This window comes from Sulfitobacter sp. 1A13368, from assembly GCF_043557275.1.
GTDB lineage: Bacteria > Pseudomonadota > Alphaproteobacteria > Rhodobacterales > Rhodobacteraceae > Sulfitobacter > Sulfitobacter faviae.
Genome location: NZ_JBIFFR010000005.1, coordinates 237733 through 256880, shown reverse-complemented (window position 1 = coordinate 256880; position 19148 = coordinate 237733). Strand labels below are relative to the sequence as shown.

Annotated in this window: 17 protein-coding genes and 1 other RNA gene; 8 read left to right on the top strand and 10 right to left on the bottom strand. The window is 63.6% G+C overall.

From position 1 onward, the window contains the following. Window positions 1-94 precede the first annotated feature (94 nt). From ACGYK4_RS12425 to ACGYK4_RS12410, 4 genes are read right to left on the bottom strand one after another with little or no spacing between them, the layout of a single operon-like run. The gene (locus ACGYK4_RS12425) at window positions 95-1675 is read right to left on the bottom strand and encodes an ABC transporter ATP-binding protein (protein WP_394456789.1); all 1581 of its coding nucleotides are present in this window, start codon (window positions 1673-1675) and stop codon (window positions 95-97) included. Then, window positions 1672-2778 (bottom strand): ABC transporter permease, encoded by a 1107-nt coding sequence (locus ACGYK4_RS12420; RefSeq protein WP_394456787.1) that lies wholly within the window; start codon window positions 2776-2778, stop codon window positions 1672-1674. Before ACGYK4_RS12420 ends, ACGYK4_RS12425 begins: the two co-directional genes overlap by 4 nt. Further along, window positions 2778-3869, bottom strand: coding sequence for a microcin C ABC transporter permease YejB (locus ACGYK4_RS12415; RefSeq protein ID WP_067268603.1), 1092 nt, complete (start codon window positions 3867-3869; stop codon window positions 2778-2780). The genes ACGYK4_RS12420 and ACGYK4_RS12415 overlap by 1 nt, the downstream gene beginning before the upstream one ends. A gap of 9 nt (window positions 3870-3878) precedes the next feature. After that, a complete protein-coding gene (locus tag ACGYK4_RS12410; RefSeq protein WP_394456785.1) occupies window positions 3879-5807 on the bottom strand; it encodes an extracellular solute-binding protein in 1929 nt (642 codons plus the stop codon). Between the two features lie 265 nt (window positions 5808-6072). On the opposite strand from ACGYK4_RS12410, the gene ACGYK4_RS12405 reads away from it, so the two are divergent. Beyond that, window positions 6073-7323 carry a GAF domain-containing protein gene (locus ACGYK4_RS12405; protein WP_394429413.1) on the top strand — a complete coding sequence of 417 codons (1251 nt, stop codon included), beginning with the start codon at window positions 6073-6075 and terminating at the stop codon, window positions 7321-7323. Window positions 7324-7367: 44 nt separating this feature from the next. On the opposite strand, the gene ACGYK4_RS12400 is transcribed toward ACGYK4_RS12405, so the two are convergent. Together ACGYK4_RS12400 and ACGYK4_RS12395 are read right to left on the bottom strand one after the other, a co-directional pair. Beyond that, entirely contained in the window at window positions 7368-8189 is an 822-nt protein-coding gene (locus ACGYK4_RS12400; protein WP_394429415.1) for an alpha/beta fold hydrolase, read from the bottom strand. Between the two features lie 124 nt (window positions 8190-8313). Continuing rightward, the gene (locus ACGYK4_RS12395) at window positions 8314-8814 is read right to left on the bottom strand and encodes a cytochrome c family protein (protein WP_271688362.1); all 501 of its coding nucleotides are present in this window, start codon (window positions 8812-8814) and stop codon (window positions 8314-8316) included. A 154-nt stretch (window positions 8815-8968) separates the two neighbouring features. Here ACGYK4_RS12395 and ACGYK4_RS12390 point away from each other — a divergent pair, with 154 nt between their 5' ends. After that, window positions 8969-9826 carry a prephenate dehydratase gene (locus tag ACGYK4_RS12390; protein WP_209216552.1) on the top strand — a complete coding sequence of 286 codons (858 nt, stop codon included), beginning with the start codon at window positions 8969-8971 and terminating at the stop codon, window positions 9824-9826. 16 nt (window positions 9827-9842) lie between these two features. Here ACGYK4_RS12390 and ACGYK4_RS12385 read toward each other — a convergent pair whose 3' ends face one another. Together ACGYK4_RS12385 and nudC are read right to left on the bottom strand one after the other, a co-directional pair. Then, a complete protein-coding gene (locus tag ACGYK4_RS12385) occupies window positions 9843-10316 on the bottom strand; it encodes an SRPBCC family protein (protein WP_271688363.1) in 474 nt (157 codons plus the stop codon). Between the two features lie 72 nt (window positions 10317-10388). Further along, window positions 10389-11357 carry an NAD(+) diphosphatase gene (gene nudC, locus ACGYK4_RS12380; protein WP_394429417.1) on the bottom strand — a complete coding sequence of 323 codons (969 nt, stop codon included), beginning with the start codon at window positions 11355-11357 and terminating at the stop codon, window positions 10389-10391. Between the two features lie 165 nt (window positions 11358-11522). Between nudC and ACGYK4_RS12375 the strand changes: the two genes are divergently transcribed. Continuing rightward, on the top strand, window positions 11523-13367 hold the full coding sequence (locus ACGYK4_RS12375; RefSeq protein ID WP_394456783.1) for a 5'-nucleotidase C-terminal domain-containing protein: 1845 nt from the start codon (window positions 11523-11525) through the stop codon (window positions 13365-13367). 37 nt (window positions 13368-13404) lie between these two features. Further along, an RNA gene (gene ffs, locus ACGYK4_RS12370) (signal recognition particle sRNA small type) lies at window positions 13405-13502 on the top strand. A 130-nt stretch (window positions 13503-13632) separates the two neighbouring features. Here the strand turns inward: ffs and ACGYK4_RS12365 are convergent. Continuing rightward, window positions 13633-14466, bottom strand: a complete 834-nt coding sequence (locus tag ACGYK4_RS12365; RefSeq protein ID WP_394429421.1) for a neutral zinc metallopeptidase — start codon at window positions 14464-14466, stop codon at window positions 13633-13635. Window positions 14467-14529: 63 nt separating this feature from the next. On the opposite strand from ACGYK4_RS12365, the gene ACGYK4_RS12360 reads away from it, so the two are divergent. The 4 genes from ACGYK4_RS12360 (at window position 14530) to recR (ending at window position 17774) form a co-directional block, all read left to right on the top strand. Beyond that, window positions 14530-14892 (top strand): YidH family protein, encoded by a 363-nt coding sequence (locus ACGYK4_RS12360; RefSeq protein WP_394456781.1) that lies wholly within the window; start codon window positions 14530-14532, stop codon window positions 14890-14892. 77 nt (window positions 14893-14969) lie between these two features. Further along, window positions 14970-16730: a DNA polymerase III subunit gamma/tau gene (locus ACGYK4_RS12355; RefSeq protein WP_394456779.1), complete on the top strand. Its 1761-nt coding sequence runs from the start codon at window positions 14970-14972 to the stop codon at window positions 16728-16730. A gap of 51 nt (window positions 16731-16781) precedes the next feature. Then, window positions 16782-17126, top strand: a complete 345-nt coding sequence (locus tag ACGYK4_RS12350) for a YbaB/EbfC family nucleoid-associated protein (RefSeq protein ID WP_007118099.1) — start codon at window positions 16782-16784, stop codon at window positions 17124-17126. Between the two features lie 54 nt (window positions 17127-17180). Then, window positions 17181-17774, top strand: a complete 594-nt coding sequence (recR, locus tag ACGYK4_RS12345; protein ID WP_394456777.1) for a recombination mediator RecR — start codon at window positions 17181-17183, stop codon at window positions 17772-17774. A gap of 75 nt (window positions 17775-17849) precedes the next feature. Here recR and ACGYK4_RS12340 read toward each other — a convergent pair whose 3' ends face one another. After that, entirely contained in the window at window positions 17850-19028 is a 1179-nt protein-coding gene (locus tag ACGYK4_RS12340) for a type III PLP-dependent enzyme (protein ID WP_394456775.1), read from the bottom strand. Window positions 19029-19148: the final 120 nt, after the last annotated feature.

The window sequence follows — 19148 nt, the reverse complement described above, 5'->3', positions numbered from 1 at the left end:
CCAACTTCATCCTTTTAAAAATACCGCGGGGGAATCGCGCCCCCGGCGCGATGGGGCAGCGCCCCCCTACCCTCTCCGCAAATGCAACGCCCGCTTACCCTGCCGCCTGCAACAGGTTCCGCGTGTATTCCGTCTGCGGATTGTCATAAAGCGCGTCGACGTCCCCATATTCCACCACGTCACCGCGTTTCATCACCATCACTTTGTGCGACATCGCCCGCACCACCTTCAGATCGTGACTGATGAAGAGATAGGCCAGCCCGTATTTCGCCTGCAAATCCCGCAGAAGATCAACGATCTGCACCTGCACGGTCATGTCCAGTGCCGAGGTCGGCTCGTCCAGAACCAGCAGTTTCGGGCGCAGCACCATGGCGCGGGCGATAGCGATGCGCTGGCGTTGACCGCCGGAAAACTCATGCGGGTAGCGGTCCATCGTGGCGGGATCGAGCCCGACCTCGGCCATCACCTCGGCCACCAATTCGCGCTTGTCCCGCCCCTTGTCGATCTTGTGGATCGCCAGCCCCTCACTGATGATCTGAAAACAGGTCATCCGCGGGCTGAGCGAGCCGAAGGGGTCCTGAAAGACGATCTGCATGTCGGCGCGCAGCCGGCGCAGCTTCTTGGTGGACCATTTGCGCAGGTCCTCTCCGCGAAAGGTCACCTCCCCTTCGGAGCCGATGAGCCGCATGATCGCCAGCGCCGCCGTGGTCTTGCCCGAGCCGCTTTCACCGACGATGCCCAGGGTCTCGCCCGCGCGGATCGACAGGCTGGTGTCGTTGACGGCCTTCACATAGCCCACGGTGCGGCGCAGCAGGCCCTTCTGGATCGGGAACCAGACCTTGAGGTTGTTGGTGCGCAGCACTTCGGGCGCATCTTCGGCCACGGGCGCGGGCGCACCAGTGGGCTCGGCGCCGAGCAGTTTGCGCGTGTAGGGGTGCTGCGGGTTGTCGAAAATCTCCGCCGTCGGGCCTTCCTCGACCACCAGCCCCTTCTGCATCACGAAAACCCGGTCGGCGATGCGCCGCACGATGCCGAGGTCATGGGTGATGAACAACAGCCCCATGCCCATCTCGTCTTTCAGATCCTTCAACAGGTCGAGGATTTGGGCCTGAATGGTCACGTCGAGCGCCGTCGTCGGCTCGTCCGCGATCAGGATGTCGGGCTTGTTGGCCAGTGCCATGGCGATCATCACGCGCTGCCGCTGTCCGCCCGAAAGCTGGTGCGGATAGGCGCCCATGCGGCTTTCCGCGTCGTTGATGCCGACCTGCTGGAGCAGTTCCAGCACCCGCGCCCGCGCCTCGGCCCCTTGCAGCCCCTGATGCAACGCCAGCGATTCCGCCAGCTGCTTCTCGATCGTGTGCAGCGGGTTGAGCGAGGTCATCGGCTCTTGGAAAATGAAGGAGATGTCGTTGCCGCGCACGTCGCGCAACAGCTTGTCGTCGGCGCCGATCATCTGCTGGCCGTTGTAGGTGACCGATCCGCTCACCTCCGCACTCTCGCCCAACAGCGACACGGTCGACAGCGCCGAGACCGACTTGCCCGAGCCGCTCTCGCCTACCAGCGCCACGGTCTCGCCCCGGTTCACGGCAAAGCTCACCCCGCGCACCGCCGGGATCAGCTGACCGTCCTGCCGGAAGGAGACTTGCAGGTCTTTGACGTCCAAAAGCGCGGTCACGAGAAGGTCTTTCTAGGGTCGAACGCGTCGCGGATGCCTTCGAAGATGAAGACCAGCAACGACAGCATGATGGCAAAGGTGAAGAAGGCCGAGAAGGCGAGCCACGGCGCCTGAAGGTTCTGCTTGGCCTGCAGCGTCAACTCACCCAGCGAGGGGGCCGAGGACGGCAGGCCGAAGCCCAGGAAGTCGAGCGTCGCCAGCGTGGAGATCGTGCCGGTGATGATGAAGGGCAGCATGGTCAGCGTAGCCACCATCGCGTTGGGCAGCATGTGGCGCAGCATGATGGTGCCGTTGCCGACGCCGAGCGCCCGGGCCGCGCGGACATATTCGAGGTTACGTGCGCGCAGGAACTCGGCCCGCACCACGCCCACCAATGCAGTCCATGAGAACAGTACCAGCAGCACGACCAGAAGCCAGAAACTTCGGCCCAGAATGGCGAACATGATGATGATGACGTAGAGCGACGGGGTCGAAGACCAGATCTCGATGATGCGCTGGAAAATGAGGTCGAGCCAGCCGCCGAAGAACCCCTGCACCGCGCCCGCGAGGATGCCGATGAGCGAGGCCGCCCCGGTCACGATCAGGGTGAAGACCACCGACAAGCGGAAACCATGGATCACGCGGGCCATGACGTCGCGTTTGGTGCCGTCGGTCCCGAGCCAGTTCTGCCCGTTGGGCGGAAGGGGTGCGGCCCCGGGGCGGTCGACGGCCGTGTTGTAGGAATAGGGAATGACGGGCCAGAGCGCCCAGCCTATCTCGATTGTCTCGCCCTCGATCTCGCCATCCTCGGCGTCGAGGATGTAACCCTCCGGATCGTCGAAACAGAGGTCCAGCCCGCCGGTGGCAATGAGGCATTGCACCTCGGGATCGCGGTAGGCGGCCTCGGTCTGGAAATCGCCGCCGAAGGCGGTCTCGGGGTAGAAGTTGAAGATCGGCGTGTAATATTCGCCGCGGTAGCTGACGAGGATCGGCTTGTCGTTCGCCACGAACTCGGCCAGCAGCGAAATGCCGAACAGGATCGCGAAGATCCACAGCGACCAATAGGCGCGCCGGTTCGCGGTGAAATTGCGCCAACGGCGCTGGTTCAGCGGAGACAGCGCCATCAGCCTTCCCTCTTCTCGAAGTCGATGCGCGGGTCGACGAGCACATACATCAGATCAGACAGGATGCCGACCACGAGGCCAATGAGGCCGAAGATGAAGAGCGTGCCGAAGACGATCGGATAGTCCCGCGCCACCGCGGCCTCGAAACCGAGGCGCCCCAACCCGTCGAGGCTGAAGATCGTCTCGATGATGATCGACCCGCCAAAGAAGACCGAGATGAAGACCGCCGGGAAACTCGCGATCACGATCAGCATCGCGTTGCGGAAGACATGGCCGTAGAGGACCTTGCTCTCGGACAGGCCCTTGGCGCGAGCGGTGATGACATACTGCTTCTTGATCTCGTCCAGAAAGCTGTTCTTGGTCAGCAGCGTCAGCGTGGCGAAGGCCGAGATCGTCGAGGCCAGCACCGGCAGGGTGATGTGCCAGAAGTAATCGGCGACCTTGCCCAAGGGGCTGAGACTGTCGAAATTATCCGAAGTCAGGCCGCGCAGCGGGAATATCTGCCAATAGGAGCCGCCGGCAAAGAGTACCAGCAACAGAATGGCGAAGAGAAAGCCGGGGATCGCATAGGCCGCGATGATCGCGCCCGAGGTCCACGTGTCGAACCGCGACCCGTCGCGCACCGCCTTGCGGATGCCCAAGGGGATCGAGACCAAGTGTGCGATCAGCGTCGACCAGAGACCTAGCGTGATCGAGACCGGCAGCTTTTCCTTGATCAGGTCGATCACGCTGATGGCGCGGAAATAGCTCTCGCCAAAATCGAGCCGCATGTAGTTCCATAGCATGTGAAAGAACCGCTCCACCGGGGGTTTGTCGAAGCCGAATTCCTTCTCCAATTCCTCGATCAACTCGGGCGGCAAGCCGCGTGCGCCGACATAGGTGCTGTCGGACCCGCGGGCCATGGTATCGACCCCGGCATCGTTGTTGCCCCCGGCAAAGCCGCCAAAGACGTCGCCACCGCCCTGAATACGAGCGATGGCCTGTTCAACCGGGCCGCCGGGCACGAATTGCACCAGCGCGAAGTTGACCAGCATGATGCCGAACAAGGTCGGGATCACCAGCAAAAGCCGTCTGAGGATATAGGCACCCATGTGGTCGCCTTACCGCAACGCGCCCGAGGCGCGCAACTGCTGGGCGGCCTCTTCGTCGTACCACCAGAAATCGAGATAGCCCAAGGCATAGGGCGGGATCTCGGGGTGGTCGTATTGGTCGTAATAGGCGACCCAATAGCTGTCGTTATACCACGTGGGCACCATGAAGAACTCGTGCCGCAACGCGCGGTCGAGCGCCATCAGAGCTGCGTCTTCTTCCTCGGCTGTCTCCGCATTCAAGGAGGCGTCGATGATCGCGTCCACCAGCGGGCTGGCGAGGCCTGCCGGGTTGAAGAGCGAGAACTCCGCCGCCTCGGAGCCGTAGCGCTGTGCCAGACCGGTGCCGGTGCCGAGGAAGGCGGCATAGGCGTCGTAGATCATGTCGTAGTCGCGGTCGCGCTCACGGGCGGTGTATTGCGAACTGTCGACCTTCTCGAGCCGGGCGTCGATGCCAATGGAGGTCAGGTTGTTCACGAAATTCTCGATCACCGCTGAGATCGTCGGCGAGCCTGCAGAATTCATCAGGAAATTCAGCCGCAGCGGCTCACCTGCCTCATTGACGCGCATCCCGTTCTGCACGGTCCAGTCTGCCTCTTCCAGCAGCTTGGACGCCCGCCGCGCGTTGCGGCGATCCAACAGGCGGCTGGGGTCGGAGGTATGCGGCACCACGGCAGGCTCAGACAGCAATTCGGCTGGCACCAGATCGTCGAGGCTCTCCAATAGCGCCCGCTCCGCCCCCTCGGGCGCGCCCTGCGCCATCAGCGGCGTGTCCTGCGTGAAGGAAGCGCGGTGACTAAACAGCCCGTATTGCAGCGACTCGTTAGTCCACTCGAAATTAAACATCAGCGCCACGGCCTCTCGCACGCGGCGGTCCTGCAGCGTCTCGCGGCCCAAGTTGAAGATGATCCCCGAGGGCGTGGGGGGCGAGCCGTCAGGCAATTCGGCCTTCACGATGGCCGCATCGCTCACCTTGGAGAAGTCGTAGCCGGTGGCCCACTTCTTGGAGTCCCCCTCGGCGCGGAAGGTGTATTCGCCGGCCTTGAAGGCCTCGAAAGCCGAGGTGTCGTCGCTGAAGATTTCCAACCGGATGCGGTCAAAGTTCATGCGGCCGCGGTTGATCGGGAGGTCCTTACCCCAGTAGTCCGGGTTGCGTTTCAGCACGATGCGCTTGGTCAGATCGACGCTTTCGACCATGTAGGCGCCGGATCCGGGGGGCGGGTCCATCCAGCTGTCCTTGAGGGTATTGCCGGTTTCCTCGAACCAATGTTTCGGCCATGCGGGCACGCCGCCCACCGTCTCGATCAAGCTGCGGCGCGAGATGCCGTCGGCGAAGTGGAATTTGACCGTGTGATCATCCAGCGCCTCGACCTTCGGGATGCGCTTGCGCACCGCGTCGGCGTAGGACTTCAATCCCTCGTCCAGCAGCAGGTTGTGCGAAAACACGATGTCATGCGCCGTCACCGGCGTGCCGTCCGAGAACGTCGCCTCGGGGCGCATGTGGAAGGTGACCCAGGACTTGTCCTCGGGGTATTCGAGGCTTTCGCAGAGCAGGCAGTAGCTCTCGCCATAGACATCCGCCGGCAGCGGCTCGCCCGAGGGTGCCTCCCCCAACAGGCTCTCGAAACCGAAGATCGAGAACAGATGCGCGCGGCCCTTGCCGGAATAGGGGTTCATCGAATCCAGCGTGCCGACGAAGGGGATCGAGATTTCCCCGCCCTTGGGGGCATCCGGGTTCACATAGGCGAAATGCTCGAAATCCGCCGGATAGGTCAGATCGCCGTAAAAGGAATAACCGTGGCTTTTGATGATCTTCTGCTCCTGTGCCGCGGCGGCACCGGCCAGCAGGGCCGCCACCATCAGCGTCAGCGTCGCGAGCCAGAGCGGCAGGTCATCAATGACCGAAGGACGGGTCGCGGCGCGGGTCTGGGCACGGGGCATAGGTCACTCCTTGGCGTGGCGTAGTCCGGATAGGCGTCATCTAGGCTAACGCTGTGCGACGCCAAGATACAAGTTGCGAATATGTAAGGTTGCCCCGCACGGGCGGTCCACCGCAAAGCATGCCCCGCGGATTGGCGGTTTCCCCCGCCCCCACTCGCGACAATGTGTAGCCGCCGCCCCTGTATCTTCGCGGCCCGGCCCGTTTCTCGCCCTAAAGTTAACAGATTCTTCACTCAGGTTAACGATGCGTAAACTGGAGCCGAACATGAGAACCTACCCGATTCCCTTTAACGAAGAAGCCCGTCTGCGCGCCGTTTTCGATGTGCCCGGCCTCACCGCCGAGAACGAAGCTCTGTTCGACACCATTTGCGAGGCCACGCGCCGCCTGCTTGACTGTCCGATCGCGCATATCAGCGTCGTAGAGGCAGATACCCAATGGTACAAATCCGTGGTCGGCTACCCGCTGGGGCCGATGCCGAAAGATACCGGGTTTTGCAGCCATACAATCATGTCGGACGCGCCGCTGGTGGTACCAGACCTCAGCAGAGACCCCCGGTTCGCGCGTCACCCCATGGTCGCCGAGGGCGGCCCCGAGGCGCGCTATTACTGCGGTGTGCCGCTGATCCTGTCGTCGGGCCACCGCTTCGGCAGCCTGTGCGCGCTGGACCTGCAACCGCATGAGGCGCCCTCTGAGAAGCAGATCGCCCTGTTGGAAGATATGGGCCGCATGGTGGTCGCGGCCCTTGAACGCTGCCAGCCGGACGCGTCCGAGCAAAAGGCCGACAACAGCGCAGAAGCCACTTTCCTGACGCTGGTGGGCCACGAACTCCGCACCCCGCTGACGGTTCTTTTCGGCAGTCTGCGCATGTTGGAGGCCAAGGCCGAACAGGGGGTCAATCCGCTGCTGATCCGCTCGGCCCGCCGGTCTGTCGACCATCTGAGCGCCCTGATCGAGACGATCATTTCCTACAGCAATGTCAGCACCGGCGAGCTGCGCCTGAATGAGCGGAAATGCAACCTGAGCGACCTTCTGCAATCGGTCTCCGCCCTGCACTTCGCCACCACGGATGCGACGGCCAAGACCATCACGCTGCGCGACAGTCTTCCGCTTGAGGAAATGCATATCGACGGCGACCAGATCGAATTGGCGGTGACGGCACTTGTGTTGAACTCCGTCTTGCATGGCGGCAGTGAGATCGCCTTGGAGACGTTCAAGGACGCCGAGGGCAATATCGAGATTTCGATCATCGACAACGGCTCATTCGATGAGCACGTCGATCTGGCCGAGCTTTACAAACCCTTCGTCGTCGGCGGCATGATGGAGCATCGGAGCACGAAGGGCGGGCTCGGCCTTGGCCTGCCGCTGACCCGCAAACTGATCGAAATGCACGGTGGGGATTTCGAGGTGCATGTGGAAGCGGGCCAAAGCCGCGCCGTCATCCGCCTGCCCGCTTGGCGCTGCGACATCGGCGGGATTGCCGCCGCGAATGCCACCGCCCCGGTGATCGCCGCTTAGTAAAGTCGAAACGGGGCGCGCCCGATGTCGCGCCCCGCGTCCAATCACTGCCCGTCGACCATGCGGATCAGCGCGTTGATCTCATCCGCCAGCACCTCGGGGTGATCCTCGGGCGTGAAATGCTTGCCCCCTTCGATCCGGCGCAGGGGCGCATTCAGGTCTTTCGCCAACCGCTCGCCATATTCGATCTTTTGGAAGTCATCCGCAGCACCCCAAACGATCCGCGCGGGGATGTTGAGGGTGGGCAGCTTGTCCGCGATGGCTTTCGTGTCTTCCACGTCCAGCGACTGCGCCTGCCGGACAAAGGCTTCGGCCTCTCCGTGCTGCGCGTAATGCGGGGCGTGGGCGTCAAAGGCCGCCTCGGCGGCGGCGTCGGTCTCATGCCCTTTCGAAAACATCATCTTCAGCAACTGGTGGAATGAGCCATCGGGCGCATGTTTCGCCACGCCGCCGGTCTTGGCCACCGCGCTGACCAGCGGGACGGGCCACGAATCATAACTGATCGCATTGGTCAAAAGCAGCCCGCTGACCATCTCAGGGTGACGCACCGCCGCAATCTGCGCGACCCCGCCACCGAGGTCATGCGCCGCGAGGATCGCGCGCGTGATGCCCAGATCGCGCATCCAAGCGACCAGATAGTCCGCCTGTTTGGCGACCGAGATATCGCGGCCCTCGCCCTGCGGGATTGAGGCCCCATAGCCCGGCATCTCCCAAGCAAGCACCCGACGGCCCGTGATCTTGGGCGCGACATCCCGCCAAAGCGCGGGACAGGTGGGAATGCCGTGAAGCAGGATCACGGGTTCCCCCGCCCCCATCTCTTCCCACCGCATTTCGATTCCATCGACCGTGGTTTTGTGGCTTTGCATGGCGCGTCTCCTTTCGGTGTGGACGTTTCATGGCCCAACACCTCCGGGGATAAGACGTTCCGCCCCGCCCAAACGCAAAAGCCGCCCCGGAGGGCGGCTTTCTCTCACGCGATGGCGCGGGATATCAGTTGGAAACGCTTTGCAGGTAAGCGATCACGTCGGCGCGGTCTTCGACCTTACGCAGACCGGCGAAGCCCATGGTGGTGCCGGGCGCGTAGCCTTTGGGGCTTTCCAAGAAAGCGCTCAGCTCTTCCGGGGTCCAATCCCCTTCGAGCGAGGTCAGCGCGCCGGAATAGCCAAAACCGTCAACCGAGGCGATATCGCGACCGACGACACCGTCGAGGTGCGGACCAACAGCGTTGGACCCGTCGACCTTGTGGCAGGCGGCGCATTTGCGGAACACTTTCGACCCGCTGTCGGCATCGGCTTCGGCCATCACGGCTGCAAAATCGATCTCTTCGCCGCCATCGTCACCACCGGCGTCGGCCACTTCGATGACATAGGACGCTTCCCCATGTGCGTCGGCGTGGTAAATCTCTTCACCCGCCCATTTGCCCAGCAGAAGTACCAACCAGGCGCCGAATACGCCGGCTGCGATTTTGGTCAGGGTCATTGTATCGAACATGCGTCAGGGTCCATCACTTGGTATTGGCACCATGGGCGGGCCATGGTTCTTGGCATCGTTGCCCGCGTATCTATTGCTTTCCCTTGGCGCAGGCAAGGTGTAGTTACCGCGACCAATTGCCCTTCTCCGCGCCTTTTGCAGCAGGATACGATCCATGACCGCCCAGACCACGCCGCGCATCGCCTTCCAAGGGGCCCTTGGCGCCTATAGTCACGAGGCCTGCCTTCAGGCCTGCCCCGACATGGAACCGGTGCCCTGCCAATCGTTCGAAGGCGTGATCCGGGCCGTAAACGAGGGCCGCGCGGAACTGGCCATGCTACCGGTCGAGAACACGACCTATGGCCGGGTGGCCGACATTCACCGCCTGTTGCCGGAAAGCGGGCTGCATATCATCGGCGAAGCCTTCGTGCGGGTGCGCATCGCCCTGATGGCCCGCCCCGGCGTGGCATTGGAAGACATCAAACATGTCCGCGCGCATCTGGTGCTTTTGCCGCAGGCGCGCAGCTTTTTGCAGCAGCATGGCATCACCTCTGAGCCCGCCGCCGATTCCGCCGGGGCCGCCGCCGAACTGGCCGCGACCGAGGGCAGCACCGATGGCGTGCTGGCAGGCGAGGTCGCGGCAGAGATCAACGGCCTCACCGTGCTGGCCCGCGATATTGAGGATATGGACCATAACACCACCCGCTTTCTGCTGATGGCGCCCAAGATCGACCTTTCGCGCCGGGCCGAGCGGATGCTGACCACCTTTGTCTTTGAGGTGCGCAACATCCCCGCCGCGCTTTACAAAGCGATGGGGGGCTTTGCGACCAATGGCGTCAACATGACCAAACTGGAAAGCTATATGGTCGGCGGGTCGTTCACCGCGACGCAGTTCTACGCCGATATCGAAGGTCATCCCGAAGACCCGGCGGTGAAACGCGCGCTGGATGAACTGGGGTATTTCACCAACAAGCTGGAAATTCTCGGCGCCTACCCCGCCCATCCCGGCCGGGGCGCGCCGACCGGGATGTGAGGCGGGGCGCGCAGGCTCAGACCTTGACGCCGCCGGCGTAGCGCTCTTCCATTCCACGGGCATATTCCGCCACGCGGTCTTTGTATTTCTTGGTCAATGTCGTCTTGGCCAGTTTCAGCGATTGCACCCAAAGCCGCGCCGAAAGGGTCAGCGGTTTGACCTCAAGCGCCACCAGAACCCGCGTGCTGTTGCGCGACAGGGGCATCAGTTCAAAGGACATCTGCCCCGCCAACCCCTGCGACATGCTGTCGATCACCATCTCGTTGGGCCGGTCAAAGGTCACCATCTCAAGCGTCAACTCGCGCCGCTTTCCGCGCAGGGGGAAGACCGCCTTCCATGTCATCCCGACGCCGGGCTGATGCAGGGCATCGGCGCGCTGCACCTCGGCCCCGCGCCGCATCGCCGCCCGCTCAAAGCTTTCAAAATCGCACAACATGTCAAAGACCGCCTCGATCGGCGCTTCGACGTCTTCTTTGGTGGAGAATTTCATTCGGTCCGTTCCAATTCTTCTGCTCGCATTTGCCACCCCCGCCGCTTTGACCGGGCCCGTAAGGACGGTGTATTAGGTCAGTGTATCCGCAAGCCAGTTTTCCAGCAAGAAATGCGCGATGGCACCGCGACGGGCGGGCAAGAGGCGCGGGTGGCTTCCGGCGAAAACATCCATCATCTCTTCGCGGGTGACCCAAAGCGCGTCTTCAATCTCAACCGGATCGATGGTCAACTCCCGGCTCAGCGCCTCGCCTGCGCAGCCCAGCATCAGAGACGCCGGAAAGGGCCATGGCTGGCTGGAGAGGTAACTCACCGCGCCGACCGGCACGCCCGCTTCTTCAAAAACCTCCCGCCGCACGGCGGCCTCTACCGTTTCGCCCGGCTCGACAAAGCCAGCCAGCAGCGAATATATCCCCTCGGGCCAACCGGGGGAACGGCCCATGAGCACGGAGTTGCCGTGGGTGATCAACATGATAACAACCGGATCGGTGCGCGGAAAATGCGCGCCGCCGCAGTCGGGGCAGACCCGCTGCCAGCCGCCCTGCGCCAGATCGGTGGCACTGCCACAGCGCGCGCAATAGCGGTGGGTCTCGTGCCAGCCGAGGATCGCCTTGCCGCTGGCGGCCAGTTCGGCATCGCGCGGATCGAGCCATGTCATCACCCTGCGCAACTCGGCAAAGGCCATGTCATCGCCCAACAGTGGATGGCGCTGTTCGCTGGGGTCAAGGAACGCGCCCAGTTGCGATTGATCCAGATCGGGGGGTTCCCAGCCCGAGATATCCACCGCAAAGCGCGGCGCCCCATCCTCGCGCCCCAGCAAGATCGCCGTGCCTTCGGCCTCTTGCAAGACGGGGTGATCCATCGCCAATCGCGCCAAAGCGGCGGGGCGTTCGGGCGCGATCAGCGGCTTGCCGCGCCAAAAGACCACCGCCCGGGCCGCCGGGTCGGCGCGCAGCTGCGCCAAGGCTTCCGGATTGCCACGTATCTCCCCCGCCCGATCAAGGGCCGAGCCTCCAAAGGTTACCGTCTCCGCGTGACGCATGGCGCTCTCCCGATACAGGCCCGATACAGGCTTTTGGCGTTTTGCCCAGCCATGCCACGGCGCATGCGAGAATGGCAATCCCAAGCCCCCTTGCCAGATCGGTTGAAATCTGGTCATATCAAAACATCTTTAAGTTGCAAAATTTAACGAGTACTTACCTTTTCGGTGAACAGGCGCAGCACATATGCCTCGACCGGTGTCGTTCCCCCTGAGGGTGGCATCCCGGCCGAGGCACGTCTGCGCATACTGGCCACGACGGACCTGCATATGCAGATCGTGGGGCATGACTATGTGGGCGACCGTTCGGTGGGCCATCACGGGCTGGCCGGAATCGCCACCTTGATCCGCACCGCCCGGGCAGAGGCGGCGGAACAGGGGGCCGCCTGTATCCTGCTCGACAATGGCGATCTGTTGCAGGGCAATGCCTTGGGCGATCAACTGGCGCAGATGCCGGTCACCCATACGCATCCGCTCGTCGCCTGTGTGAACCATCTGCATTATGACGGTCTGGGCTTGGGCAATCACGACCTTGACCATGGGCTGCCCTATCTGCGCGCTGTGGCCGGGGCGCTGGACATGCCGTTGATCTCGACCAATCTGCATCTGACCGACCCCGGCCCGCTGCGCCGTTGGGCCGTCGTCTCGTGTCTGCTGCCTGCCGTTGCGGGGCATCCCTCTTCTCGGCTGCGGGTGGGCCTGCTTTCGGTCCTGCCGGGCCGAACCGCGATCTGGAACCGCGAGGTTTTGGAGAATGAGGCCGAGATCACCTGTCCGCTCGAAAGCCTGCGTGCTGCCGCCCAAACGCTGCGGGCGGAGGGGGCCGACCTGACCGTGTTGCTGGCCCATATGGGCATTGCCCAGAAAGAAGAGATCACCGCCGAGGAAGACATTTGCGCGCTCGCCCAGATCGAAGGCATCAATGCGGTGATCACCGGCCACACCCACCTTCGTTTTCCCGGAGAGGATCATGGCCCGCGTGACGGGGTCGACACGCAGACGGGCACGCTATCCGACCGCCCTGCTGCGATGCCGGGGTTTGGCGGGTCTGACTTGGCGGTGCTGGATCTGGCCCTTCAACGGGACGCGCGAGGGGCCTGGACGGTTTCGGGTCATGAAAGCCACCTGCGCGACAACAGCGCGCAAACTCTGGCCGACCCAATGGTGCTAAGGGCCGCGCGGGTCAGCCACATCGGCGTGCGCAGGCATCTGAAGGAGGTGGTCGGCCATACCGACACCGCGCTGCACAACTACTTTGCCCTCGCCATGCCCACCCCCATCGATGCACTCAGCGCCCGCGCGCAGGCCGAGGTGATCCGCCAAGGCGTCGCGGGCACGGCGGACAGCGAACTCCCAATCCTCGCGGCCACGGCAGCACATACGGCAGGCGGGCGCGGTGGACCGGGGCATTTCCTGCATATTCCGCCGGGCGCGGTGCAACGCCGACATATCGCCGGGCTGGTCCCCTATCAAAATGCGATCTGGGCGCTGCGCCTCACCGGTGCCGACTTGCGGCGGCGGCTGGAGAAAGCGGCGGAGGTGTTTGCGCCGCTCGGCAGTGCCGATGGTCCGTTACTCGATCCCTGCCGCCCGCCATTCCACTGTGACACGATCTTTGGCGTCAGCTATGCAATAGACCCACGTCGCCCCCGCGGCAGGCGGATCACTGCGCTGTCATGGCAAGGGGCACCGGTGAGACCAGACCAGAAGTTTCTACTCGCGACCAGCCAGTTCCGCGCGGCGGGGGGCGGCGGGTTTGACCGCACGGCGAAGGATGACGTCGCCCTGCGCAGCCCGCTCCCGCTGGCAGACGCGCTGATTGCCGCTCTCGCTACGCCGCAGGCGTGCCCATGGTCCGACGCGCCGCCATGGCGCTTCGATGCGGCGGGGGCGCAGGCGGTTCTCTATACCTCGCCCGAGGCCCTGCCCTTCTTACAAGACATCGCCCATCTGTCGCCCACCCCGCGCGGCATGACCGCCTCGGGCTTCGCCCAAATCGCGATCCGCTTGTGAGGCTTGCACTTCGCTCCATGCCCTCCTATATGGGCCTTGAGAGGTTGGTGCGGGCAAGCGCCTCGCCAACCCGGTCAGATCCGGAAGGAAGCAGCCGTAACGAGCCCCGCTTGGGTCGTTATCAGCCTCTCACCACCGTCGCATTGCGCAGCAATGCGACGCCCCGGCAGTCGCTTCGCAGAAGCGATGAGAGGGGTAGCTTCTCTTAATAAATGATGCATTCGAGAGGCGAGATGCCCCGCCCGTGGGGACCACGGGCACCGCCTCACAACCGATCCGCCTCAAACGTATCGCAGGCCGCAATCTGGCCACTCTCAAACCCGCGCTCAAACCAACGCGCGCGCTGCTCTGACGTCCCATGGGTGAAAGTATGCGGCTGCGGCACCTGACCGGCCTGCCGCTGCAGATGATCGTCCCCGATCATCCGCGCAGCATTCAGCGCCTCTTCAAGGTCACCCTTCTCCATCAGTCCTTCGACGTTCGAGGCCCAGATGCCCGAGAAACAATCGGCCATCAGTTCAAGCCGCACGGTCAGGGCATTCGCCTCAACCTCGGAAGACTGCTGCCGCATCCGGGCCACCTGCGGCAGAACGCCGATCTCGTTCTGGACATGGTGCGCGACCTCATGGGCAATCACATAGGCCGCCGCGAAATCGCCCCCGGCACCAAGGCGCTGGTCCAACGTGCGGAAAAACGCGGTGTCGAGATAGGCCATATTGTCCGCCGGACAGTAAAACGGCCCCGTCGCGCCCGAGGCCCCGCCGCAGGCGCTTTGCGTCACATTCTCAAAGACCACAAGCTTGGGCGGCGTATAGGTTTCACCCAGCTGTTCTTGGAAAATACGGCTCCAGACCTGCTCGGTCGTGGTGAGCACACGGGCGGCGAAATCGACCTGCGGGTCTTCGCTGTCGCTCAACGGGCGGGACTGTTGGACCTGACCGCCGCCTTGGCCGGTCAACAGCGGCGTCACGTCGATGCCGGTGAAATAGCCGATGGCCATTACTGCCAAGACGCCGACCAACCCAAGCCCCCCCGCCTTGCCGGCCTTTCCACTGCGTCGGATGACATTCTTGCTCCGCCCAATTCCACCCAACCGCATGAACCGTCCCTCGTTTTGTCAAAGCCTATTGCCACATGAACGCGCAAGGCGCAGTTTGGTTCAATGAGTGATAAGAATGACCTAGCCGAAGACCGCACCGACTGGGCCGAGGACCGCACGATTCTCGCCAATGAACGCACCTTTGCGGGCTGGATGCGCACCGGCATGGCCGCCGTCGCCGTGGCCATCGGTCTGCGCGCCGTTTTCGGTGAGTTCGAGCCGACATGGGTGGCGAAAGCCGTGGCCTCGGTCTTCATCTTAGCCGCGCTCTACGTCTATTGGGCCGCGCAGGCGTCGGCGGCGAAAACCCAAAGGCGGCTGAGCGACCATCACGCCAATGCCCAGCCCCACAGCCGCATGAAGGTTCTGGCGGCGATCCTCGCCTTTGCCTCAGCCGGGGTCGGCGCGATCCTCTGGATGCTCTGAGCTTTCCGCAAGCACGGTAGACGCCACGGCGCGGAGCGCATAGTTTACGGCCTTGACCGAATCCGATCTGGGGCACCATGACAGATACATCCGCCTACCGCGTTCTGGCCCGCAAATACCGGCCCGAAACCTTTGCCGATCTCGTTGGCCAAGACGCCATGGTGCGCACGCTGAAAAACGCCTTCGCCGCCGACCGGATCGCGCAGGCCTTTGTGATGACCGGCATTCGCGGCACCGGCAAGACGACGACGGCGCGGATCATCGCCAAGGGGATGAACTGCATCGGGCCGGACGGCAACGGCGGGCCGACGACTGACCCCTGCGGCGTTTGCGAACATTGCACCGCCATCATGGAAGGCCGCCATGTCGACGTGATGGAGATGGACGCGGCATCGAACACCGGCGTCGCCAACATCCGCGAGATCATCGATTCGGTGCATTATCGCGCCGCCTCGGCCCGGTACAAAGTCTATATCATCGACGAAGTGCACATGCTCTCGACCGGGGCGTTCAACGCGCTGCTTAAGACGCTGGAAGAGCCGCCGGAACACGTCAAATTCATCTTCGCAACCACCGAGATCCGCAAGGTGCCGGTGACGGTGCTGTCGCGCTGCCAGCGGTTCGACCTGCGCCGGATTGAGCCCGAGGTGATGATCGCGCTCCTGCGCAAGATCGCCACCGCCGAGAGTGCCGAGATCACCGATGACGCGCTGGCGCTGATCACCCGCGCCGCCGAAGGCTCGGCCCGCGACGCCACCTCGCTGCTGGACCAAGCGATCAGCCACGGCGCGGGCGAGACCGGGGCCGAACAGGTGCGCGCCATGCTGGGGCTGGCCGACCGTGGCCGGGTGCTGGACCTCTTTGACATGGTGCTACGCGGCGATGCAGGGGCCGCGTTGACCGAACTTTCGGCGCAATATGCCGATGGGGCCGACCCGATGGCGGTGCTGCGCGATTTGGCCGAGATCACCCATTGGGTCTCGGTCGTGAAGATCACGCCCGATGCCGCCGAAGATCCCACCATCGCCCCTGAGGAACGTGCCCGCGGCCAGCAGATGGCCGAGACCCTACCGATGCGCGTGTTGACGCGGCTCTGGCAGATGCTGCTCAAGGCATTGGACGAGGTCGCAGCCGCGCCCAACGCGATGATGGCCGCCGAAATGGCCGTGATCCGTCTGACCCATGTGGCCGACCTGCCCTCGCCCGAGGAACTGGTGCGCAAGCTGCAAAACAGCAGCCCGCCCCCTGCCCCTGTCGGTGGTGGTGGCGGCGGCGGTGGCAATGGTGCCACGCAAGGCAGCACCGGCGCGCAGGCCGTGCAACAGGCGCAGCAGCGCATGGCCTCCAACCCCGGCCCGCAGGGGCAGACCACGGCACTGGCGCAAGACCTCAACGCTGCGCTGGCCCGCTTTCCGACATTCGAACATGTCGTCGAGTTGATCCGCGTGAACCGCGACGTGAAACTGCTGGTTGAGGTGGAAACCTGCGTGCAACTGGCTGCCTATCAGCCCGGTCGCATAGAATTTGTCCCCACCGACGACGCGCCGCGCGATCTGGCGCAGCGGCTGGGGCAGAAACTGCAACTCTGGACCGGTAACCGCTGGGCCGTCTCACTGGTGAACGAGGGCGGGGCCGAGACCATCGCGCAGGTCCGCGATGCGCGTGAACTGGCGCTGAAGAAACAGGCCGAGGACCACCCGATGATGCAGGCAGTGCTGGCGCAGTTTCCCAAGGCCCGGATCACCGCGATCCGCACCCCCGAAGACATCGCCGCTGCTGCCACGGCAGAGGCGCTGCCCGAAGTCGAAGACGAATGGGATCCGTTCGAGGACGGTTGATCCCCCGGCCCCCGCGCCACATATAAACGACAACGCAACAAGGAGACCCAGATGCTCAAGGGATTAGGCGGCCTCGGCGATATGGCCGGGATGATGAAAAAAGCGCAGGAAATGCAGGGCAAGATGGCCGAACTGCAAGAGGAGATGCACAACATCACCGTCGAAGGTGAGTCCGGTGCGGGCCTCGTCAAAGCGACCTGTAGCGCCAAGGGTGAGTTGAAGGGGCTGGATATCGACCCGTCGATCTTCAACAAAGACGAGAAAGAAGTGGTCGAAGACCTGATCCTCGCCGCCATCAAAGACGCGCAGAGCAAAGCCTCGGAACGCGCACAGGCCGAGATGAGCAAGCTGACCGAAGGCATGGGCCTTCCCGCGGGCATGAAACTGCCCTTCTGATCCCGGTGGGGCGGGCCGGTCCCGCCCCTCTTTCAACGCCCATAGGTGCCATTCTTGAGCTCTACCCGCGATATTGACGCCCTGATCGAGCTGATGGCGAAACTGCCCGGCCTTGGCCCCCGCTCGGCCCGGCGGGCGGTGCTGCACCTGATCCGCAAACGCGCGCTTTTGCTGACGCCCCTGTCCGACCTGATGCAGACCGTCGCCGCCACGGCACGCGAATGTCTGAACTGCGGCAACGTCGGCACCGCCGACATATGCGACATCTGCACCAGCGAGAAACGCGCGAACGGAGAGCTTTGCGTGGTCGAAGACGTGGCCGACCTCTGGGCGATGGAACGCTCCGGCGTGTTCAAAGGGCGCTATCATGTGCTGGGCGGCACGCTCTCGGCGCTTGACGCCATTGGCCCGCAGGAATTGCGCATCCCGCGCCTCGTGGACAGGATTGATACCGAAGGGGTGTCCGAGGTGATCCTCGCGCTCAACGCCACGATCGACGGGCAGACCACGGCACATTACATCGCGGATCAATTGGAAGACCGCGTGCGGCTGACGTCGCTCGCCCAAGGTGTGCCGATCGGCGGGGAGTTGGATTACCTCGACGACGGGACGATCACCGCCGCGATGCAGGCGCGCAAGTCGCTTTAACCCCCAGAATCAAAGCGGGCCGCCCGCTCCTCCCAAAGCAGACGGCCCTTTTCCGGGGCGACGCAGATCGTGCTGTCAGAGCACGATCACATCAAGCGGCGGAAATCCGTTGAACCCAACCGAACTGTAAGAGCTTGTGTAGGCTCCGCAAGCACGAATCATCACTTTATCGCCATCGCGCAGGGCCAAAGGCAGGTGAATAGGGCGCTTTTCGTAAAGAATATCCGCCGAATCGCAGGACGGGCCGGCCAAAACGCAGGGTCCGGTCTCTTCCCCGTCATGCGGGGTGACGATCTGATAGCGAATCGCTTCGCCCTCGGTTTCGGCCAGACCCGAGAAACGACCGATATCCAGATAGACCCAGCGGTGCAAATCATCCGCGGATTTGCGGCTGACCAGCATGACTTCGGCAGCGATATGCCCGGCTTCGGCCACCAGACCACGGCCCGGCTCTGCCATCACCTGCGGCTCATCGCCAAAGCGGGCTTTGACGGCGCGCATCACGGCCGCGGCATAGGCGCGCGGCGCTTCGATGTTTTCGCCGTAGAACGCGGGGAAACCGCCGCCGAGGTTCAGCAGTTGCAGGTCATGGCCATCCGCGCGGGCGGCGTGCCACAACGGGGCCACCTGATCCAGCACCGGGTTCCAAAACTCCGCCTTGCGGGTTTGAGAGCCGACGTGAAAGGACAGGCCGAAGGGCACGAGGCCCACGGCAACCGCGTGGTTCAGCAGCGCGGGCAGCGCCGAACCGGCACAGCCAAATTTCCGGCTGAGCGGCCAGTCGGCCATGGAGTTTTCGACGATCAGCCGCAGATAGACCCGCGCGCCCGGCGCATGGGCGGCGATCTTGTCCAACTCGGCTTCACTATCCGCCGCAAAGAGCGTCACCCCCGCCGAATGGGCGAAAGCGATGTCCGAAGCGCGTTTGATGGTGTTGCCGAAAGAGATGTTTTCGGGCTTCGCCCCTTGGCTCAGGCACAGTTCGATCTCGGCCCGCGAAGCCGCGTCGAAGCCGGAGCCTTTCTTGACCAGCAGACGGATGATCTCGGGCGCCGGGTTCGCCTTCACCGCGTAATGGATATGCGCCTCGCCCAGACCTTTGTGCAGCGCGTCATATTGCGCGGCCACGCGGTCACGGCTGATCACAAGCGTCGGCTTGTCAAAGCTGTTGGCGGCGATATAGGCCGCAGCCGGGTCGGCGTGAAAGAACGGTGCGGCGCGCAGGGCGCCGGGGACTGTAGCATTCATGGTCATCTCCAAAGAGCAGGTGGGGCTGGTTCCCCGCGTGTCGTTTCAAGAGACGTTACCGTCGCTACATAAACGCGGGTCAGTCAGAGTGGGAACTGACCGGCCAGAGGCGCGTGCGTTGGCGTC

What these genes read in the sequence shown, in the direction of transcription:
- ACGYK4_RS12420 (WP_394456787.1), bottom strand. Translation starts at nt 2,778, where the DNA reads ATGGCGCTGTCTCCGCTGAACCAGCGCCGTTGGCGCAATTTCACCGCG.
- ACGYK4_RS12415 (WP_067268603.1), bottom strand. Translation starts at nt 3,869, where the DNA reads ATGGGTGCCTATATCCTCAGACGGCTTTTGCTGGTGATCCCGACCTTG.
- ACGYK4_RS12410 (WP_394456785.1), bottom strand. Translation starts at nt 5,807, where the DNA reads ATGCCCCGTGCCCAGACCCGCGCCGCGACCCGTCCTTCGGTCATTGAT.
- ACGYK4_RS12405 (WP_394429413.1), top strand. Translation starts at nt 6,073, where the DNA reads ATGAGAACCTACCCGATTCCCTTTAACGAAGAAGCCCGTCTGCGCGCC.
- ACGYK4_RS12400 (WP_394429415.1), bottom strand. Translation starts at nt 8,189, where the DNA reads ATGCAAAGCCACAAAACCACGGTCGATGGAATCGAAATGCGGTGGGAA.
- ACGYK4_RS12395 (WP_271688362.1), bottom strand. Translation starts at nt 8,814, where the DNA reads ATGTTCGATACAATGACCCTGACCAAAATCGCAGCCGGCGTATTCGGC.
- ACGYK4_RS12390 (WP_209216552.1), top strand. Translation starts at nt 8,969, where the DNA reads ATGACCGCCCAGACCACGCCGCGCATCGCCTTCCAAGGGGCCCTTGGC.
- ACGYK4_RS12385 (WP_271688363.1), bottom strand. Translation starts at nt 10,316, where the DNA reads ATGAAATTCTCCACCAAAGAAGACGTCGAAGCGCCGATCGAGGCGGTC.
- nudC (WP_394429417.1), bottom strand. Translation starts at nt 11,357, where the DNA reads ATGCGTCACGCGGAGACGGTAACCTTTGGAGGCTCGGCCCTTGATCGG.
- ACGYK4_RS12365 (WP_394429421.1), bottom strand. Translation starts at nt 14,466, where the DNA reads ATGCGGTTGGGTGGAATTGGGCGGAGCAAGAATGTCATCCGACGCAGT.
- ACGYK4_RS12360 (WP_394456781.1), top strand. Translation starts at nt 14,530, where the DNA reads ATGAGTGATAAGAATGACCTAGCCGAAGACCGCACCGACTGGGCCGAG.
- ACGYK4_RS12355 (WP_394456779.1), top strand. Translation starts at nt 14,970, where the DNA reads ATGACAGATACATCCGCCTACCGCGTTCTGGCCCGCAAATACCGGCCC.
- ACGYK4_RS12350 (WP_007118099.1), top strand. Translation starts at nt 16,782, where the DNA reads ATGCTCAAGGGATTAGGCGGCCTCGGCGATATGGCCGGGATGATGAAA.
- ACGYK4_RS12340 (WP_394456775.1), bottom strand. Translation starts at nt 19,028, where the DNA reads ATGACCATGAATGCTACAGTCCCCGGCGCCCTGCGCGCCGCACCGTTC.